The organism is Streptomyces sp. NPDC046821 (assembly GCF_040645335.1).
In the GTDB taxonomy this organism is placed as follows: domain Bacteria; phylum Actinomycetota; class Actinomycetes; order Streptomycetales; family Streptomycetaceae; genus Streptomyces.
The window spans coordinates 79,311-93,573 of record NZ_JBEYYB010000019.1; the positions used below are offsets into that span (position 1 = coordinate 79,311).

The 14,263-nt window shown below is 70.2% G+C and carries 15 protein-coding genes; 7 read left to right on the forward strand and 8 right to left on the reverse strand.

Annotated features, from left to right (window positions below):
• The first annotated feature begins 62 nt into the window (after positions 1-62).
• From ABZ893_RS32270 to ABZ893_RS32285, 4 genes are all read left to right on the forward strand, one after another.
• Positions 63-473, forward strand: a complete 411-nt coding sequence (locus ABZ893_RS32270; protein ID WP_361411145.1) for a hypothetical protein — start codon at positions 63-65, stop codon at positions 471-473.
• A gap of 5 nt (positions 474-478) precedes the next feature.
• The gene (locus tag ABZ893_RS32275; protein ID WP_361411148.1) at positions 479-988 is read left to right on the forward strand and encodes a DCC1-like thiol-disulfide oxidoreductase family protein; all 510 of its coding nucleotides are present in this window, start codon (positions 479-481) and stop codon (positions 986-988) included.
• Positions 989-1,086: 98 nt separating this feature from the next.
• A complete protein-coding gene (locus ABZ893_RS32280; RefSeq protein ID WP_361411211.1) occupies positions 1,087-1,893 on the forward strand; it encodes a TetR family transcriptional regulator in 807 nt (268 codons plus the stop codon).
• A 78-nt stretch (positions 1,894-1,971) separates the two neighbouring features.
• Entirely contained in the window at positions 1,972-3,168 is a 1,197-nt protein-coding gene (locus ABZ893_RS32285) for a serine hydrolase (protein WP_361411151.1), read from the forward strand.
• 85 nt (positions 3,169-3,253) lie between these two features.
• On the opposite strand, the gene ABZ893_RS32290 is transcribed toward ABZ893_RS32285, so the two are convergent.
• Together ABZ893_RS32290 and ABZ893_RS32295 are read right to left on the reverse strand one after the other, a co-directional pair.
• Positions 3,254-4,522, reverse strand: a complete 1,269-nt coding sequence (locus ABZ893_RS32290; RefSeq protein WP_361411154.1) for a metallophosphoesterase — start codon at positions 4,520-4,522, stop codon at positions 3,254-3,256.
• A 107-nt stretch (positions 4,523-4,629) separates the two neighbouring features.
• Positions 4,630-4,869: a hypothetical protein gene (locus ABZ893_RS32295; RefSeq protein ID WP_361411157.1), complete on the reverse strand. Its 240-nt coding sequence runs from the start codon at positions 4,867-4,869 to the stop codon at positions 4,630-4,632.
• On the opposite strand from ABZ893_RS32295, the gene ABZ893_RS32300 reads away from it, so the two are divergent.
• The gene (locus tag ABZ893_RS32300; protein ID WP_361411160.1) at positions 4,808-6,328 is read left to right on the forward strand and encodes a D-alanyl-D-alanine carboxypeptidase; all 1,521 of its coding nucleotides are present in this window, start codon (positions 4,808-4,810) and stop codon (positions 6,326-6,328) included. The genes ABZ893_RS32295 and ABZ893_RS32300 overlap by 62 nt on opposite strands.
• Positions 6,329-6,484: 156 nt before the next feature.
• Here ABZ893_RS32300 and ABZ893_RS32305 read toward each other — a convergent pair whose 3' ends face one another.
• The 4 genes from ABZ893_RS32305 to ABZ893_RS32320 form a co-directional block, all read right to left on the reverse strand.
• Positions 6,485-7,543 carry a YhjD/YihY/BrkB family envelope integrity protein gene (locus ABZ893_RS32305; protein ID WP_361411163.1) on the reverse strand — a complete coding sequence of 353 codons (1,059 nt, stop codon included), beginning with the start codon at positions 7,541-7,543 and terminating at the stop codon, positions 6,485-6,487.
• Positions 7,531-7,992 (reverse strand): GtrA family protein, encoded by a 462-nt coding sequence (locus tag ABZ893_RS32310; RefSeq protein ID WP_361411166.1) that lies wholly within the window; start codon positions 7,990-7,992, stop codon positions 7,531-7,533. Before ABZ893_RS32310 ends, ABZ893_RS32305 begins: the two co-directional genes overlap by 13 nt.
• 104 nt (positions 7,993-8,096) lie before the next feature.
• Positions 8,097-8,993, reverse strand: a complete 897-nt coding sequence (locus ABZ893_RS32315) for a decaprenyl-phosphate phosphoribosyltransferase (RefSeq protein WP_361411169.1) — start codon at positions 8,991-8,993, stop codon at positions 8,097-8,099.
• Positions 8,994-9,145: 152 nt separating this feature from the next.
• Positions 9,146-9,664, reverse strand: a complete 519-nt coding sequence (locus ABZ893_RS32320; RefSeq protein ID WP_361411171.1) for a phosphatase PAP2 family protein — start codon at positions 9,662-9,664, stop codon at positions 9,146-9,148.
• A 132-nt stretch (positions 9,665-9,796) separates the two neighbouring features.
• Here ABZ893_RS32320 and ABZ893_RS32325 point away from each other — a divergent pair, with 132 nt between their 5' ends.
• Complete coding sequence (locus ABZ893_RS32325) at positions 9,797-11,365, forward strand: FAD-binding oxidoreductase (protein WP_361411173.1); 1,569 nt, start codon at positions 9,797-9,799, stop codon at positions 11,363-11,365.
• A 284-nt stretch (positions 11,366-11,649) separates the two neighbouring features.
• Positions 11,650-12,405, forward strand: a complete 756-nt coding sequence (locus ABZ893_RS32330; protein ID WP_361411175.1) for a decaprenylphospho-beta-D-erythro-pentofuranosid-2-ulose 2-reductase — start codon at positions 11,650-11,652, stop codon at positions 12,403-12,405.
• A gap of 106 nt (positions 12,406-12,511) precedes the next feature.
• Here the strand turns inward: ABZ893_RS32330 and ABZ893_RS32335 are convergent, their stop codons facing one another.
• On the reverse strand, positions 12,512-13,093 hold the full coding sequence (locus tag ABZ893_RS32335) for a 2'-5' RNA ligase family protein (RefSeq protein WP_361411177.1): 582 nt from the start codon (positions 13,091-13,093) through the stop codon (positions 12,512-12,514).
• 63 nt (positions 13,094-13,156) lie between these two features.
• Positions 13,157-14,170 carry a tryptophan--tRNA ligase gene (gene trpS / locus ABZ893_RS32340; RefSeq protein ID WP_361411179.1) on the reverse strand — a complete coding sequence of 338 codons (1,014 nt, stop codon included), beginning with the start codon at positions 14,168-14,170 and terminating at the stop codon, positions 13,157-13,159.
• Positions 14,171-14,263 lie beyond the last annotated feature (93 nt).

The window sequence follows — 14,263 nt, forward strand, 5'->3', positions numbered from 1 at the left end:
CAAAAACAGGTCTACAGTCATCCTCGACAGCGTTTTTGAACGCGTTCAAGGAGGGGTGGGGAATGGACCTCACAGTCGTCGCATACGTCATCTACCTCATCGTCAGCATCGGTCTGACCGTCTGGGTGGCGCGCACTCTTAGCCGTAACGGGAGGGTCTTTCTGGCCGACGTCCTGCACGGGAACGAGAAGCTCGCCGACGCGGTCAACCACCTGCTGGTGGTCGGCTTCTACCTCGTCAACCTCGGTTTCGTGGCGCTCTACCTCAGCGGGGACGAGGCGATCGCCGACACCCGCGGCATCTTCGAGGCCCTGTCCACGAAGCTCGGCGTGGTGCTGCTGGTGCTCGGCGTGATGCACCTGGGGAACGTGTGGGTGCTCAACAAGTTCCGGCGGCGGGGTGTCATGGAGCGGGAGCAGCTGCCGCCCGTTCCGCCGCAGGGCTGGGCCGCTCCGCCGGCGACCGGGGCGTGACGGCGATGAGCGAGGTCGCGGACCGGGGCGCCACGGGGGCCCCGGTTCGCCGGCTGGTCCTTCTGTACGACGCTCAGTGCCCGCTCTGCACGTTCGTGCGGAACTGGCTCGTGCGGCAGCGGCAGCTCGTACCGCTCGATCTGGTGCCGGCCGGGTCCGAAGAGGCCCGGCGCCGCTGCCCCGGCATCGACCACATCGCCACGCTCTCGGAGATCACTCTCGTCGGCGACAGCGGCCAGATCTACCGGGGGCCCGCCGCGTGGGTCGTCACACTGTGGGCCCTGGCCAAGTACCGGCGCCTGTCGCACAGGTTGAGCACGCCGACCGGAGCGGTGCTGGCGCGGGGCGCGGTGCTCGCGGCGGCGAAGGTCCGGGAGACGCACCGGGGGCGGCAGATCGCGCGGGCCGGGGGCGGGGCGTATCGCACGCAGGAGGGCTGGACGTACGACCGTGTCGACGGGTGGACGTACCACGGCGTCGCGGCCTGCGACAGCGGCTGCCAGGTGCCTGACTAGGCCATGTGCCTGATTAGGCCATCTGCCCGATTAGGCTCTGACGCGTGCCAGCGGAGAACGAGACCCCCGAGAACCAGGCCGCCCCGGCGGACAGTCCCGTGACCGGGAAGGCTCCCGCGAAGAGTGAGCAGACGCGGGCGCTGATCCTGGACACCGCGATGCGGATGTTCCGGGAACGGGGTTACGACAAGACGACGATGCGGGCGATCGCCAAGGAGGCGGGGGTCTCCGTCGGCAACGCGTACTACTACTTCGGCGGCAAGGAACACCTCATCCAGGGGTTCTACGACCAGATCGCCGACGAGCACCGGACAGCCGTACGGGCCGTGCTCGACCGCGAGACCGACCTGGAGAAGCGGCTCGCGGGGGTGCTGCGGTCCTGGCTGGACATCGCGGAGCCGTACCACGAGTTCGCGGCCCAGTTCTTCAAGACCGCCGCGGACCCGACCAGTCCGCTCAGCCCCTTCTCCCCCGATTCGGAACCGGCCCGCGAGACGGCGATCGATGTGCACCGGGAGGTGCTCGCGGGCTCCAAGGCGAAGGTTCCGGCCGAACTGGCCGAGACTCTCCCGGAGTTGATGTGGCTCTCCCAGATGGGGCTCGTCCTGTACTGGGTCTTCGACAGCTCGCCGGGGCGCGAACGGAGCCGGCGGCTGGCGGACCGGGGGGCGCGTCTGACGGCGCGGGGGGTCGCGCTCTCGCGATTCCGGGTGCTGCGGCCGCTGGTGCAGGAGGTGCATGAGCTGTTCACGGACTTCTTGCCGGGGATGACGGAGGGGGCGGCGGCGGTCAGGAAGGGGGCCGGGGATACGGGGGCCGAGGGTACGGGGGCCGGGGGTTCGGGGGCCGGGGGTTCGGGGGCCGGGGGTTCGGGGGCCGGGGGCGAGCGCAAGGTTTCCGGGTAGCCTGCGGCCCGGGGGCCGGTCGTCGGCGGGGCATGAGGCTCTTACCTTTGCTTCATCCAACTCTTGTACCGTCGCCTGATGCCCGGCATTTCCTCATCGCAGCACCACGTCAGCCGTCGCGCCGCGCTCGGCCTCGGGCTCGGCACGGCGGCCGCCGTCGCCCTGCCCGGCCCGCGCGCCGAGGCCGCGCCCGGTGTCGTCGGTGGGCAGCGGCTCGGCAGGCCCGGTGTGCAGGTGGCGCCCGGTGCGCCCCGGCTGCCGAGGCTCGCCGCGAAGTCGTGGCTCGTCGCCGACCACGACAGCGGCGACGTCCTCGCCTCGTACGCGGCACACCGCGCGCTGCCGCCCGCGTCGACGCTCAAGATGCTGTTCGCCGACACGGTGCTGCCGAAGTTCGGCCGGACCCAGCACCACAAGGTGACCGCCGCCGACCTCGCCAACATCCCGTTCGGCAGCAGCCTCGTCGGCATCCAGGCCGGAACCACGTACTCCGTCGAGCAGTTGTGGCAGGGCGTGTTCCTGCGCTCGGGGAACGACGCGGTGCACGTCCTCGCCAGTATGAACGGGGGCGTCGCCGAGACCGTACGCCAGATGCAGGCGCGCGCGGACGACCTCCAGGCGAAGGACACGCACGTCGTCAGCCCCGACGGGTTCGACCACCCCGGTCAGGTGTCGTCGGCATACGACCTGACGCTGTTCGCGCGGGCCGGCCTCAAGAACGACGACTTCCGCGGCTACTGCGCCACGAAGTCGGCCGACTTCCCGGCGGGCGGCAGGAAGACGTTCCAGATACAGAACACGGACCGCCTCCTCACCGGCCAGGGCGTGCGGCCCTACCCGGGGCTCATAGGGGTGAAGAACGGCTACACGTCGAACGCCGGCAACACGTTCACCGGCGCGGCGACCCGCGACGGGCGCACCCTCCTCGTCACCGTCATGCACCCGAAGTCCGGCTACGAAGCGGTGTACGAGGAGACGGCGGCGCTGCTCGACTGGGGGTTCGCGGTGGCGGGGAACGCGGATTCGGTCGGCACGTTGGTCGCTCCGCTGAGCGAGCAGCCGAAGGGGGCTGGGGCGGCGGGGTCGGCTGGTGCGGGGGCCGGCTCGGGGGCGGGGCCTGACGGAAGCCCGGCTGCCGCTTCGAGCACGTCCCGGCTGGATGACTGGGCGCTCGGCGGTTCGGCGGCGATCGCTGCGCTGGCGGGCGGGGGGCTGCTGGCGTTGCGGCGGCGGGGTCGGGGGCGGCCTAGTGGGAGACGGCGGCGGCTGGACTGACGCGGGGCTTTTGGCGCCGGGGCGGGGGTGCTGGTCTGGGAGGGGTGGGCCCGCGCGCCGGGCGGGCGTGAGCCCCGACGCCGGGTCAGGCCTGCTTCGACGCCAGCGTGACGACCGTGATGTCCGACGGCGCGCCCACCCGTACCGGCGGGCCCCACGCTCCGGCGCCCCGGCTCACGTACAACTGCGTGTCGCCGTACCGCTCAAGACCGGCCAGCGTCGGGTTGGCCGCGTCGGCGACGAAGTTGCCCGGCCAGAGCTGGCCGCCGTGGGTGTGGCCCGACAGCTGGAGGTCGACGCCGTGCTTCACCGCCTCGTGGATCATCACGGGCTGGTGGGCGAGGAGGACGGCGGCGCGGCTCGGATCGCGGTCCCCGAGCGCCTTGTCGTAGTCGGGGCCGTCGCCGTAGTTCTCACCGGCCACGTCGTTCACACCGGCCAGATCGAACGCCCCGATCTCCACCCGCGCGTTCGCCAGAGGCCGCAGCCCGATCTCCCGCACATGCTCGACCCACGGCTCGGCACCCGAGAAGTACTCGTGATTCCCCGTCACGTAGTACGTCCCGTGCCGGGCGCGCAGCCCCGCGAGCGGCGCGACGGCCGGCGCCAGATCCTCGACGCTCCCGTCGACCACGTCCCCGACGACCGCGATCAGGTCGGGCTGCGTGGAGTTGATCGTGTCGACGACCCGCTGCGCGAACCCCTGACCCAGAACCGGCCCCAGGTGGATGTCACTCACGACCGCGATCCGGAACCCGTGCGCCGCACGCGGCAGCCGCGCCAGCGGAACCGTGACCCGCTTCACCTCGGGCCCCCGCAACACCCCGTACGCCCCATTGCCCACGATCCCCGTGGCAGCAACCACCGCCGCCCCACCGACGACCCGGGACACGAAGAGCCGCCGCGACGGATCGAGCACGCGGGCCGGGTCAGGCGTGGCAGCGCCGGGCGTCTTCGTGGGCTGATCCGGCTCGGCCGCCGGTACGAGTACGGGCTCCCGCACGGGCCCCGCCTCCCCGCCCGCCGCCGGCGACCTCCGGTCGAGATACCGCCGCAGCAGAGGCCGTACGACCTCGCCCGCGAGGACCGTGAGGAGCAGATAGAGCGCGAAGGTCATCCACAGGAACCCAGGCCAGGCCAGCACCTGCTGCAACCAGAACGGCGCCCCCGCCCGCTCGCTCGCCACCGCCCCGAACATCAGCAGCGGCCCGGCCACGAACACCGCCGTCCCGGCCCGCCGCGCGAAACCGGAACGGGCCGTCGTGTCACGGACCAGCCGGCGCCACACGTACCAGTGCAGACCGGCGACGGCCGCGAGCACGGCGACCAATGCGATCACTAGGACGGCGATCAAGGCGCCGTTCCCCTTCCCGTTCGTTTCGCGCTGTTCTGTATGTGAGGTCTGTATGCCAGGTCTGTGCGTCAGGTGCGCAGGTCAGGCCTGGGTGTCAGGTCCGCGTGTCACGCGCGGCGCAGCGCGCGCAGTCCGCGGAACCCGATGACTCCCACCACCGTCCCCAAGACAAAGGAGACGACGGCAAGCGTCAGGTGCACCCAGAAGTAGGCGGTGGGGTCGCCGGCCTTGTCGAAGGCGAGCCCGCTCCCGTCCTTCCACAGGTTCTTGACGAAAGTGATCCAGATGATCCAGCTCCAGACGCCGAAGGCGAGCAGGAACCAGGAGACCGGGCGGCTGAGCTTCATACCCTCAGTATCGCGAGCGCTCCTCCCGCACCGCCGCCGGGGTGGGGCGACGGAGACACAGGACACCTCGACGACGACTTACGGGCCCGGGCCATGTACGTTCTCGACCGTGCCTGCCTCGAATGAGTCGTATTTCACTACTGTCGCTTCCGCGACAGAGTCCCCTTCCCGCCCCTCCGTAGTGACGCGTTCCGGCCCACGATCCGGTGGACGACGCCTCGCCGTCACCGCCGCGTCCGTGGCCGCCAGTGCCGCCCTCCTCTCTCTGAGCTGCGTCTCCCCCGCGCTGGCCGACCACAAGCCGGGGGCCACATCCAAGGCGAACCCGCCGGCCTCGATGTCGACGGTGGGCGGCGCCCAACTGGGCAAGCCCGGCACACAGGTCAACCTGACGAACGGCGCCCCCGTCCTCCCCAAGGACCTGACCGCGCGCTCCTGGATCGTCACGGACGCCGAGTCGGGCCAGGTCCTCGCCTCGCACAACGCCCACTGGCGCCTCCCCCCGGCGAGCACCCTGAAGATGCTCTTCGCCGACACGGTCCTCCCCAAGTTCCCGAAGTCTCAGACGCACAAGGTCGTCCGCTCCGACCTGGACGGCATCGGCGCCGGCTCCAGCATGGTCGGCGTCAAGGAGAACTACACGTACTCCGTCCACGACCTGTGGCTCGGCGTGTTCCTTCGCTCCGGCAACGACGCCGTCCACGTCCTGTCCGCCCTCAACGGCGGCGTCCCGAGGACCGTCCAGGACATGCAGGCCCACGCCGAGGAACTCCAGGCCCTCGACACCCACGTGATCAGCCCTGACGGCTATGACGCCCCCGGCCAGGTCTCCTCCGCATACGACCTCACTCTCTTCGCCCGGTCCGGTCTGCAGAAGAAGGACTTCCGCGAGTACTGCGCGACGGCGACCGCGAAGTTCCCCAAGTCGCAGAAGAAGGGGAAGACCACCGGCACCTTCGCGATCCAGAACACCAACCGGCTCATCACCGGCGACTACGGCCTCAACCCCTACAAGGGCATCGCCGGCGTCAAGAACGGCAACACCACCAACGCCGGCGCCACCTTCACCGGCGTCGCCGAACGCGACGGCAAGGTCCTCCTCGTCACGGTCATGAACCCCGACTCCCACGAGAGCCACGCCGTCTACCAGGAAACGGCCCGCCTCTTCGACTGGGGCTTCCAGGCCGACGGCAAGGTCACCCCGGTGGGCCAGCTCGTCGCGCCCAAGAGTGCCGACACGGGTGCCTCCAGCGGTTCCTCCACCCGGCCGAAGGGCGGCGAGGGAACCGGCGCCCACGCCCCGTCCTCGGCGGCCGACTCCGCCAAGAACGGCTCCAGCGGCATCGGCACCGCCCTGGCCGTCGCGGGCGGAGCCCTGGTCCTCCTGGCCGCGGCCGCCTTCCTCGTCAACCGCCGCTGGCCCCTCCCGGACCTGGTACGCCGCCTGCCTCGACGCTGAGCAGGTAGTGGCTAGCGGGGAGTGGGGGTAGCGGGTGGGGGGCGCGGGTTCGAGCCCCCGAAGCGTATGTCCTGAGCCGACGTCCAGCTCAGGGCTGCGCCACACGCCCTGACCGCCACCGCTCCCCGCCCGCACCGGCCGGAACCGTCGCCCACCTCAGGCAGCGCCGGCCGGTGCCGACCCCGTTCCCGTCGGTCTCGTTCCTCTGGGTCCCGTGCCCGCCGACCCCGTTCCTGTCGGTCCCGCTTTCGTCGGTCCCGCCGTCGTCGGCTCCGCTCCTGGCGCTCCCGTTTCCGACGGCCCGGCGTCGTCTCCGGCTCCCGGCGGTCCCGCCTCCGGCTCGGTCTCTTCCGCCGGCTCCGGGGCGGGCCGCCCCCCTGTGGCCGTCCAGGCCGCACAGAACAGCAGCAGCTTCGCCGTGAAATTGATCCACAACAGCAGTGCCACCGGCGTTCCGAACGCCCCGTACATACTCTTCGCCGCCACGCCCTTCATATAGCCGCCCAACAGCAGCTTCAGCAGCTCGAACCCGGCCGCTCCGATCAACGCCGCCGTCACCAGCGGCCGCCGCTGCACCTGAACCCCCGGCAGCAGCGTCAGCACGTAGAGCAGCAGCAAGAAGTCCGCGAGAACGGCGATCGCGAACGCCACCGCTCTGAGCAGCACCCCTCCCCAACCGCCCTGGTCGATCCCGAGCCGGTCCGCGGTCCACCCCACCGCGGTCGAGGCGAGCATCGACGCCACCAGCGACACGAGGCCGGCGCACCCCAGGCCCGCCAGGACCCCGGCGTCCGCGATCTTGCGCAGGATCGGGTTTCCCTCTTTGTCCCCCAGCTCCCAGACAGTGCGCAGGCAGTCCCTCATCGAGCCGACCCAGCCGATGCCGGTGAAAAGCAGCAAGGCTCCGGCGACCAGTCCCACGGTGCCCGCATTGGCGACGAGGGCAGGGAGGTTCAACTGGTCGGAGATCCCGGGCACCTGCTCCGCGATCTTGTCCTGAAGTGTGTGCTGCCGCTCCGGACTGAGCGTGCCGGCCGCGATCGCCGCGGCCACGGTGAGCAGCGGAAACAGCGCCAGGAAGCTGATGAACGTCATCGCCGCCGCAAGCCGTGTCCAGTGCACCCGGTCAAGCCGCTCGTAGGCGGCCCACGCGTGAGTGCGCATGACCCACACGACGATCGGCCCGATGCCGGGGAGTCTTTTCAGCCAGTCCATGTGCCAAGCCTTCCCTGCCTGACTGATCTCGCACGTCTCTCCTGACACATCCGGAAGACAAGAGTCCGTGTACCCCAGAACCGCAGAACCGTGGCCAGCACCATCCCCACCCCCGCCCCGGACACCGTGTCCGCCCGCTGCGACGTGAACCCGAGCCCGTAGTGCGACACCGCGAGGCACAGCAACTGCACCAGCGCTCCGGCCACATTGACCGCAAAGAACACCCCGCACTGCCGCAGCCTCGATACCTCCGCCGACGCCTGCCGATAGGTACCGAGCGCGTTCCCCACGTAGGCGACCGTGCAACCGGCCAGGAACGACAGCGACTTGGCGGTGATCGGATCCCACCCCACAGGCCCTCTCAGCCATACAAAGAGCCCCAGATCGGCCGCGTACGCGCAGATCCCCACCGCCGCGAATCCCGCGAGCTCGGGCCCCAGCCCCTTCATCCGCCGCCACCCCCGAACCCACCACGCAGACTCCGCCCGCTGGCCTACGCCCTGCTGCCCGCCCTCGTGCTCCCCCGCGCACAGCGCACCCTCCCTCGACACGCTCACCAGTCCACGACTGCGAGCCCGTACATCGCCACCCACACCAGGCCGATCACGGCCAGCGCCCTGTCCCGCAACACGACGTCCTCCGGCTCGCCCGCCGTGGCGCGGTCGGCGAAGACCGCGTAGCGCAGGATCGCGAGAATGAAGGGCACCATCGACAGCTGCCTCCAGGGCAGCAGGCTGGTTCTCGCCACGCCCCCTTCCATGGCCCACAGGCAGTACGCGAGAACGGCCACCCCTGCGGCGAGCTGCCACACGAACCGCAGGTAGCCGGTCGTGTACTCCGTCAGCAACTCCCTTGTCGCCCCCTCCTTCCCGGCCATCTGCACGGCCTCGGAGTACCGCTTGGCCGAGACCATGAACAGCGCGCCGAACCCCGTCGTGATCAGGAACCACCGCGAGAGCGGAATCCCCAGCGCGAGCCCGCCGATCATGGCCCGCATCAGGAACCCGGTGGTCACGACGACGAGGTCCACGACCAGCACGTGCTTGAGGCTGACGCAGTACGCCAACTGCATCCCCACGTACGCGGCCAACAGTGCCGCCGTCATCGGGGTGCACAGGACCGCGGCCGCCAGCGGTGCGAGCACCGCGAGCGCGCCCCCGACCGCGTAGGCCACCGCCACCGGCACCTGACCCGCGGCCACAGGCCTGTTCCGCTTTACCGGGTGCGCCCGGTCCGCCTCGGCATCCCGCGCATCGTTGATCAAATACACGGCGGAGGCCGCCGCCGTGAACAGGACGAAAACCAGAGCCAGTTGTAACGCCACGTACCCCGAGAACAACTGCCCCGCAGCCGCGGGCGCGGCCACAACCAGCACGTTCTTCACCCATTGCCGAGGCCTCGCTGTCCTCAGCAGCCCGACCGGCAACCCGAGCGCCGTCCCCCCGGGCACCCCCTGCGCCGGCTCCTCCCACGGCGGCTCCAACAACGCGGTAGACCCGGCCCGCCCCACCTTGTCCGCCTGTCGAACCAGGGGCTTTCGCTCCACCACACCCTTCACGTCCACCGAGCTCCCCACCCCTTTCGTATCCGCAGTCCGTTCCGTCACCGCCGGATACCCCCGGCCACCCAATGCGCCCCAAGCCGCGCGGTGATCGCTCCCAGCGCTGCTCCCGCGACCACGTCCGAGGGGTAATGCACCCCGACGACCATCCGCGAGACACACATCGCCGCCGCGACCGGCGGCACGAGCCGGGCCCCCGCCGGCCGCAGCGCCCCGAACGCGACCGCGGCCGCTGCCGCCGACGCAGCGTGCGAGCTGGGGAAGGAGTGGTGCCCGGCAGTCCGCACCAGCGGCTCCACACCGATCTCCGCACCCGGCCGAGGACGCCGCACGACGCGCTTGACCCCCATGCTGGCCAGGTGCGCCGCGGCGGTCAGTGCCGTGCCTCGCAACCAGGCCCCACGCCTCTGCCGATCGACGGCGGCCCCCAACAGCCCCGCACCGAGCCAGAGCGCGCCGTGTTCCCCGCTCCAGGACAGTGCGCGCGCGACCGCTGCCACACGCCGGTCGGTACCGCAGTCGCGCAATGCCGAAAGCAATCGGCGGTCCATGTCGTCCATGTGGCTCACTCTGCGGGCCAAAACCAGCACAACTCAGACAATTTATTGTGACACCCCCTCAATCACTCATTTCAGTGAGAGGTAGCTCTGTTGGGCATGAAGGCCTCACCTATGGACGATACGGTCGCGCCCATGGCCGCCGATCGCGCTCGCACCACTCCTCCCGCACCCGCCGCTCCCCCGCTCACCACACCCACCGGCCCAGCCACACCTGCCGTCCCTGCCGCCGCACCGTCGGCCATCTCGGCGCCCGATCCGCACCCCGTCCCCGCGCGCGGCAGCACCCCCGACGTCACCCCGGCCTCCCCCGACAACGGCCACGACGGATACGAGGGACACGGCGGCACCCTCGACGCAGTCCCGGTAACGGGCTGGGGCCGCACCGCCCCCACCGTCGCCCGCGTCATCCGCCCACGCTCCTACGCCGAGACGGCAGACCTGGTCCGCGCGGGTGGGACGCCGGGCCATCGGGGCACCATCGCCCGCGGCCTGGGCAGGGCCTACGGGGACGCGGCGCAGAACGCCGGCGGCAGCGTGCTCGACATGACGGGCTTGAACCGCATCCACGCGATCGACGCCTCCGGCGGAACAGTGCTGTGCGACGCGGGCGTCTCACTGCACCACCTGATGGAGGTCCTCCTCCCCCTCGGCTGGTTCGTCCCCGTCACCCCGGGCACCCGCTATGTCACGGTGGGCGGCGCGATCGGCGCCGATATCCACGGCAAGAACCACCACGTCTCGGGCTCGTTCTCCCGCCACGTGCTCGCTCTGGAACTGCTCACGGCGGACGGCGAAATCCGGATCGTAGAGCGCGGCAGCGAGCTGTTCGACGCGACGGCCGGCGGTATGGGACTCACCGGAATCATCCTCACGGCCACAGTCCAACTCCTCCCGGTCGAAACCTCGTTCATGTCGGTCGACACCGAACGTGCCCGCGACCTCGACGACTTGATGGCCCGCCTCACCGCGACCGACCACTGTTATCGCTACTCGGTCGCCTGGATCGACCTCCTGGCCCGCGGAGCGTCAATGGGCCGCTCGGTCCTCACCCGAGGTGATCACGCACCGCTCAACGCCGTCCCTCCCCGGGCTCGCAGGGCGCCGCTGGCATTCCGTCCCGGTCAACTCCCGGCGGCACCCGCCTTCGTACCCGAAGGACTCCTCGGTCGGACGACCGTCGGCCTCTTCAACCAACTCTGGTACCGCAAGGCCCCCGCGTCCCGTGTCGGCGAGATCCAGAAACTCACCACCTTCTTCCACCCCCTCGACGGCGTCCCGCACTGGAACCGCATCTATGGGCGCAGCGGATTCGTGCAGTACCAATTCGCCGTCGGATACGGCAAGGAGGAAGCTCTCCGACGCATCGTGCAGCGCATCTCCGAGCGCCGGTGCCCCTCTTTCCTGGCAGTCCTCAAGCGCTTCGGTGACGGAGACCCCGGCTGGCTGTCCTTCCCGATGCCGGGCTGGACGCTCGCCCTCGACATTCCCGCGAACATGCCGGGACTCGGAGCGTTCCTCGACGAGCTCGACGAGGAAGTCGCCGCGGCGGACGGACGCGTCTACCTCGCCAAGGACTCACGGCTACGGCCCGAACTGCTCTCGGCCATGTATCCGCGGCTCGATGAATTCCGGGCCCTGCGTGCGCGATTGGACCCTCACGGCGTGTTCCGCTCTGATCTGTCCCGCCGCCTGGGACTCTGAGCTGGCCCGGAGTTGGGGCCGCTCCCTCGACCGGCGCCCCGTCAAAGCGGTGCCCGAGCGGTCCCGGCCCATGGGTGCCCCACCCCGCTCCGCCGCCCGCCTCATCGCGTAACTCCCCTGATCCGTCAGGGCGATTCCGCTCCCCTTCTTCGCACGCACCTCGTAACCCCCTCGCCCGGCACGGTCCCTCCGTACCGATTCACTTCTGGTACACCGCTCAGGCCGTCCGGGTTCCCATCTCTCCCCACCGATTTCGGCCCCGCCTCTCTGGAGTTTGGTTTCTCATGAAGGACGCATTCGGCACCCCGCAGTCCCTGCTCGTCCTCGGCGGCACCTCCGAGATCGGCCTCGCCACCGCCCGGCGCCTCGTGGCACGCCGGACCAGGACGGTATGGCTGGCCGGCCGCCCCTCACCCGCCCTGGACCGGGCGGCGGCCGAACTCCGTGACATGGGGGCCGACGCCCGGACCGTCGCTTTCGACGCGCTCGACTCCGAAGCCCACGAGGTGACGCTGGGCAAGGTGTTCGCCGAGGGCGACATCGACATGGTGCTGCTGGCCTTCGGGATCCTCGGCGACCAGGCACGTGACGAGGACGAGCCGCTGGCCGCGGTGCGCGTTGCGCAGACCAACTACACCGGCGCGGTATCGGCGGGACTCATCTGCGCCCGCGCGCTGCAGTACCAGGGCCACGGCTCGCTCGTCGTGCTGTCTTCGGTCGCGGGCGAGCGGGCCCGGCGCTCCAACTTCATCTACGGGTCGAGCAAAGCCGGCCTCGACGCCTTCGCCCAGGGCCTCGGCGACGCGCTCCACGGCACCGGCGTGCATGTGATGATCGTGCGCCCCGGCTTCGTACGGTCAAAGATGACCGAGGGCATGGCGGAGGCTCCGCTGGCGACCACACCGGAGGCAGTTGCGCAGGCCATCGAGACGGGACTCCGGCGACGGTCGGAGACCGTATGGGTGCCGGGAGCGCTGCGCCTGGTCATGTCGGCGCTTCGGCATGTGCCACGCCCGGTGTTCCGACGCCTGCCCGTCTGACGGACCGAGCCCGGACGCGCCGCTCAGCCAGAGCGCACAGACCGGTCGGCCCCACACACTGGCTGCCGCCGATCAGCAGGCGGCGTGCTTCAGCAGGCAGCCTCGATCAACGGGCGTGCTGCCTGCCCCGCTTCGAACGGTCAGGGCCCTGGGCCGGAACGGCGGGGCCGCCGAAAGGGAACTCGCGCAGCTTTCGCCAGATGCCGTCGGCGCCCTGCTCGTACAGCGCGAACCCGGTGCACGGCCAGGCTGCCTCGTACTCGGAGAGCTCCTCGTAGGCCCGGTCCATCGCCTCCTCGGTGATGCCGTGCGCCACGGTGACATGCGGGTGGTACGGGAACTGCAGTTCGCGCGGGACCGGACCCGACGCGTCGCGGACCCGCTTCTGCAGCCCGGAGCAGGCCTCGGCGCCCTCGACGACCTGCACGAACACAACGGGCGACAGCGGACGGAAGGTTCCCGTCCCCGAGAGCCGCATCCCGAAGGGCCGCGCTGAAGCGGCGACCTCCTCGAGATGGGCCTCGATCGACGGCAGCGCACCGTCCTCGACCTCTGTCGGGGGCAGCAGGGTGACGTGCGTGGGGATGCCGTGCGCCGCGGGATCACCGAAGCCCGCGCGCCGCTCCTGGAGCTGGCTGCCGTGTGGCTCCGGGACCGCGATCGAAACGCCGATCGTTACGGTCCCCACGTCGTACTCCTGTCGTCGTGTGGTGGGCGGGTGGTGGTACGTGCAGTTCAGGCGGGCCTGAACTCAGTGCTTCGCGGGCAGGAAGCCGATCTTGTCGTACGCCTGGGCGAGGGTCTCGGCGGCGACTGCGCGCGCCTTCTCCGCGCCCTTGGCCAGGATCGAGTCGAGCGTCTCCGGGTCGTCCAGGTACTCCTGGGTGCGGGTCCGGAAAGGCGTCACGAATTCCACCATGACCTCTGCCAGGTCCGTCTTGAGCGCACCGTACATCTTGCCCTCGTATTTCTGCTCCAGTTCCGGGATACCAGTGCCGGTGAGGGTGGAGTAGATGGCGAGGAGGTTGCTGACGCCCGGCTTGTTCGCCGGGTCGAAGCGGATCACCGTGTCGGTGTCGGTGACCGCGCTCTTGACCTTCTTGGCCGTGGTCTTCGGCTCGTCGAGGAGGTTGATGAGGCCCTTCGGCGTCGACGCCGACTTGCTCATCTTGATCGACGGGTCCTGCAGGTCGTAGATCTTCGCCGTCTCCTTGAGGATGTACGGCGCCGGGATCTTGAACGTCTCGCCGAAGCGGGTGTTGAAGCGCTCGGCGATGTCACGGGTCAGCTCGATGTGCTGGCGCTGGTCCTCGCCCACGGGAACCTGGTCGGCGTTGTACAGCAGGATGTCCGCGACCTGGAGGATCGGGTACGTGAAGAGGCCGACGGTCGCCCGGTCCGCGCCCTGCTTGGCGGACTTGTCCTTGAACTGGGTCATGCGGGAGGCCTCGCCGAAGCCCGTCAGACAGTTCATGAGCCAGCCGAGCTGTGCGTGCTCGGGGACATGGCTCTGGACGAACAGAGTGCAGCGGTCCGGGTCGAGACCCGCGGCGAGGAGCTGAGCCGCGGCGAGCCGGGTGTTCGCGCGGAGTTCCTGCGGGTCCTGCGGCACGGTGATCGCGTGCAGGTCCACAACCATGTAGAACGCGTCGTGAGACTCCTGCAGCGCCACCCACTGGCGGACCGCGCCGAGGTAGTTGCCGAGGTGGAACGAGCCTGCGGTGGGCTGGATTCCGGAGAGCACGCGGGGACGATCAGAGGCCATGCTCCTCATTCTCTCAGGTGTCTCTCATTGCTCGGGAACAGGTGGGGGACGAGTGCACGACAAGTGCCCGATCCGTGTACGGAGCGCGATCGC

Coding starts and splice junctions, on each gene's coding strand:
- ABZ893_RS32275 (WP_361411148.1), top strand. CDS start 479: ATGAGCGAGGTCGCGGACCGGGGCGCCACGGGGGCCCCGGTTCGCCGG.
- ABZ893_RS32320 (WP_361411171.1), bottom strand. CDS start 9,664: ATGGACGACATGGACCGCCGATTGCTTTCGGCATTGCGCGACTGCGGT.
- trpS (WP_361411179.1), bottom strand. CDS start 14,170: ATGGCCTCTGATCGTCCCCGCGTGCTCTCCGGAATCCAGCCCACCGCA.
- ABZ893_RS32295 (WP_361411157.1), bottom strand. CDS start 4,869: ATGAAGCTCAGCCGCCCGGTCTCCTGGTTCCTGCTCGCCTTCGGCGTC.
- ABZ893_RS32305 (WP_361411163.1), bottom strand. CDS start 7,543: ATGGACTGGCTGAAAAGACTCCCCGGCATCGGGCCGATCGTCGTGTGG.
- ABZ893_RS32285 (WP_361411151.1), top strand. CDS start 1,972: ATGCCCGGCATTTCCTCATCGCAGCACCACGTCAGCCGTCGCGCCGCG.
- ABZ893_RS32330 (WP_361411175.1), top strand. CDS start 11,650: ATGAAGGACGCATTCGGCACCCCGCAGTCCCTGCTCGTCCTCGGCGGC.
- ABZ893_RS32270 (WP_361411145.1), top strand. CDS start 63: ATGGACCTCACAGTCGTCGCATACGTCATCTACCTCATCGTCAGCATC.
- ABZ893_RS32325 (WP_361411173.1), top strand. CDS start 9,797: ATGGCCGCCGATCGCGCTCGCACCACTCCTCCCGCACCCGCCGCTCCC.
- ABZ893_RS32300 (WP_361411160.1), top strand. CDS start 4,808: ATGATCCAGCTCCAGACGCCGAAGGCGAGCAGGAACCAGGAGACCGGG.
- ABZ893_RS32310 (WP_361411166.1), bottom strand. CDS start 7,992: ATGAAGGGGCTGGGGCCCGAGCTCGCGGGATTCGCGGCGGTGGGGATC.